This window comes from Xanthovirga aplysinae, from assembly GCF_009711365.1.
GTDB classification, from domain to species: Bacteria; Bacteroidota; Bacteroidia; order Cytophagales; family Cyclobacteriaceae; genus Xanthovirga; species Xanthovirga aplysinae.
Genome location: NZ_SMMB01000695.1, coordinates 1 through 3333, shown reverse-complemented (window position 1 = coordinate 3333; position 3333 = coordinate 1). Strand labels below are relative to the sequence as shown.

The 3333-nt window shown below is 36.4% G+C and carries 2 protein-coding genes; both read left to right on the top strand.

Annotation, left to right across the window (positions count from 1 at the left end):
- Positions 1-355, top strand: a 355-nt coding sequence (locus E1171_RS23625) for a hypothetical protein (protein ID WP_187696252.1), incomplete at its 5' end; no start/stop codon positions are given.
- A 516-nt stretch (positions 356-871) separates the two neighbouring features.
- Positions 872-3333, top strand: a 2462-nt coding sequence (locus tag E1171_RS04280) for a TonB-dependent receptor (RefSeq protein ID WP_155204439.1), incomplete at its 3' end; no start/stop codon positions are given.

Here is a 3333-nt window from a genome sequence, read left to right as displayed (position 1 = left end):
CAGCTATCAATTGCGTTTTGAGGAAATTAAGAATGCTGCTTCTAGAAAAATAGCAAAGCAGTATGTTTACTATTGTAAGCAAAATCAAAAAGCAATGAAGCGTACGGCTAGAAATCTTCAATTGGATTTTAGAGTTTTACAGCAATTTTTTGAGTCACTCGGTAAAACACCTCCAGAGAATTGGGAAAATGGTTTGAAAACTTTTAAACAGTATTTAAAAAGAAAAAAACGAAGCGAAAATACTATTCAGGATTACCATAATCGGATTATCCGAATTATGGGACTATTTTACCCAAAAACGGCCATGATGAAAGGTAAAGCCACTGAAGGAGTAACCCTTAGTATGGCTGCTTAAATGATAAACCGAATGTAGGTTAAGATTTTGAAAAACCTGCCTAATTTGGGCAGGTTTTTCATTTTCGTTTTTCTTATTTATGCAATGGAATTTGCTGGTGGGTGGGGTAATTATTTTTCTTTAAGATTACCTTGATACCCCCAAAATTAAATGCAGGTAAGAAATATTAATATTGAGCAGTTGTCTCCAAAAAAATTGTATCACTTCTCAATACAGCCCATACTTTGAAAGCCAGGTTAATTTAATCCATTTTAATTAACTGATTGACTTTGTTGTTTTACCCAGTTTTTCCCTTTTAATGGCGCCTACCATTGGAGTTTTGCCATTACCCAAAACCTCTTCTTTTTGTCCCAAACTCTCTATTTATTGAGAATCTCCCTTCATTGGTTGAATATATTAGCGTAGAAATCCTTAGTAAAATACATTTGCAGTGTACAAAAGGTAAATGGGTGTTTTATAAACGTAACTTCATTTAAACCATTTATCTACTTTTTTTACTTCTAATGTGAGGGTCTTATGGGACGGGTATATGTTGCACTTATTTTTAGTCTTATCATTTTTCAATTCGGTAAAGCATTTTCTCAACAGAAAAATAATGGAGCTGGAAATGAATCCGGAAAAAGTAATAAAGCGGTAGGGGTACTTAGTGGAAAGGTTTTGGATGATCAAACCAATGAAGAAGTAGAGTTTGCTACCATTTCCTTATATAACACTGCGGAGCTCGATCGATTAGTGACAGGAGGTATTAGCGGGGAAGGGGGCTACTTCGAGATTCTGGATATCCCTGCTGGAAATTATATAGTGAAAGCCTCTTTTATTGGTTATAAGGAATTGGTTTATCCTGAGGAAGTCCAATTTAATAATTCCAATACGGAAATTAATCTGGGCACAATTCACCTTTTGTCGGAAACCCAGGAATTGGAAGAGGTGGCCGTGGTTGCTGATAAGGAAATGATGGTGAATTCTATTGATAAAAAGAGTTTTAATGTGGAACAGGATGCCACCTCTCAGGGGGGCGATGCTTCTGATGTTTTGTCCAAGCTTCCTTCAGTGGATGTAGATGTGGACGGTAATATTAGTTTGAGGGGAAGTGAAGGGGTTACTATCCTGATTGATGGCAAACTGTCGGCTATGAGTGGACAAGATGCCAGCTCCGTTTTGGACCAGATTCCTTCTAGTTCCATTGAATCTGTTGAAGTAATTACCAATCCTTCGGCTAAGTACTCTGCAGAAGGAACAGCCGGTATCATTAACATCATTTTGAAGAAGGGGGAAAAGAAAGGAACAAGCGGGTCGGCATCCATTTCGGCAGGAACTGGTGATAAATACAATACAGCCTTAAGTCTTAATCATTCTGTTGGAAAGTTTAATTTTTTTGGTAATTATACTTACCGGAATGATAAACTTCAGGATGCAAGTACGCTTTATAAGGAGAACTATAATTCCGATTATACTTCCTTTCTAAATCAAACGAGTGAAGGTTTTAACCAAAAAGTGGTAAATAACCTAAACCTGGGCATGGATTTTAACTTGGACGATTTTAATACCATTGGTCTTTCTGGTTCATTTAATAGTAATTCCAGGTATAAGGAGGAAACTTTTCATTCTCTCACCACCTTTTCAGATGACAGTCCAACGATTGAAGACAGTAGGTTTACCACTAGCGATGTGAACCGACAAAATGTGGAGACAACCTTGGATTACCAGCGTAAATTCTTGGATCCCAATAAGAAATTAGACGCTTCATTCAGTTATTCTAATGCTCAAAATGATAACAATTCCTTTTTTGGGGCTACGAATAATAGTGTTTTAAACTCCAATTCTCATTTATGGCAGGGGCAAATAGATTTTACACAGACCTTTAGTAATCAATTGAAACTTGAAACAGGCTGGAGTTCTCGTTTGTTTCAATCTAATGATGATTTTCAAAGTTTTATTCGAGAGAATGAACAATCCGAATTTTTGCCAGATCAAAGTTCTTTTTTTAATTTTAACTATCAAGAAGATGTACACGCTCTTTATGGTTTATTATCTGGTCAATTGGAAAATGAAATAAATTATCAAGTGGGTGTAAGAGCGGAACAGACCTTTACCACTTCCTCTTTGAGTAATTTTCCGGAGGATTTTCAAAATAATTATTTCAGTTTATATCCCAGCCTCCATTTAAGTAAAGGGTTTGGGGAAAAGGGGTCACTTGGTTACAGCAGTGAGCTTCAATTAAGTTATTCGCGGCGTTTAAATCGTCCCAAATCTCGTTGGTTAAATCCTTTTGTAGATTTGTCAAATCCTCAAAATATAAAATTCGGAAACCCTTATTTGACACCTGAGTACATAGATAGTTATGAACTATCTTATCTGCGAAGCTGGTCTTCCACTACGTTTTTGGGTTCATTGTATCTCAAACATTCAAAAGATCCAATTGCCCGAGTGTTTTACAATGATCCTTCTCTAAATATTGTTCAAAGCACTTGGGAAAATCTAGCCAGCAGTAATACTATTGGAGGTGAACTGAATTTAAATTCTCAATTAACCGATTGGTGGAATATTAATGCAAACTTTAATTATTTCTATTTTGATATGGATGGAAGTAATATAGAAGGGGAAGATTTTAGTAATAGCGGTTTTGGTTGGACATCTAAATTAATGTCTTCCCTTGATTTGTGGAAGGGGGGAAGTATGCAAATTTCAGCCAGGTATACCTCCGCCAGAAATGTGGCTGGGGGAAAGATGCAAGGCTTTTTGTTTTCAGATGTGGCTTTCAAGCAAAAGGTGTTGAACAATCAGGGCACCATAAGTCTTCGTGTTAATGATCCCTTCAATTTGTTCCGCTTCCAAATTGAAACCGCTGATAATACCTTTTATCAAGAATTGCTCCGAGACAGGGAATCTCAGATCGTTTATTTAGGGTTTTCCTTTAATATTGGAAACCTGAAGTTTCCTTCTAAAAATAAATCCAAAAAGGGGAGTAATAAAGATGA